At 78.1% G+C, this 425-nt stretch carries 1 protein-coding gene; it reads left to right on the top strand.

Translation table 11 applies throughout. The annotated features are described in order from the left end of the window. Positions 1-95 precede the first annotated feature (95 nt). Positions 96-425: heavy metal-associated domain-containing protein (locus VR45_RS30495; RefSeq protein ID WP_045943100.1), on the top strand; the 330-nt coding region annotated here is incomplete at its 3' end.

The raw sequence follows: 425 nt of genomic DNA, 5'->3' as shown, positions 1-425 counted from the left end.
GTGGGGCGCGGCGCCGGGCCGGTGACGCCCGGGCTGACGCCCGGTGGCGGAGGCGGCGCGAAGCCCGGAATGGGGCACGACATGGGGGCGGCCCGGTGAGGGCGGCCGCGGAGTCCGAGGCGCTGGTGTCCACCGACCTGGCGGTCGGCGGGATGACCTGCGCGGCCTGTGTGAGCCGGGTGGAGAAGCGGCTGGCCAGGATCGAGGGTGTGAGCGCCGGGGTGAACCTCGCCACCGGGCGGGCCCGGGTGCTGCATCCGGCCGGGGTGGGTCTGGAGGAGCTGGTCGCGGCGGTCGAACGGGCCGGCTACACCGCCGAGTTGGCGCCGGAGGGGGTGCCGTCCGGCGGACCGGCGGCGGAGGAGGCCGGGGAGCGGTGGCGGCTGCTGGTGATGGCGCTGCTGGCGGTGCCCGTGCTGGTGCTG

It is taken from the genome of Streptomyces sp. NRRL S-495, assembly GCF_000966955.1.
GTDB classification, from domain to species: Bacteria; Actinomycetota; Actinomycetes; order Streptomycetales; family Streptomycetaceae; genus Kitasatospora; species Kitasatospora purpeofusca.
This window is presented reverse-complemented; position numbering and strand designations above follow the sequence as displayed.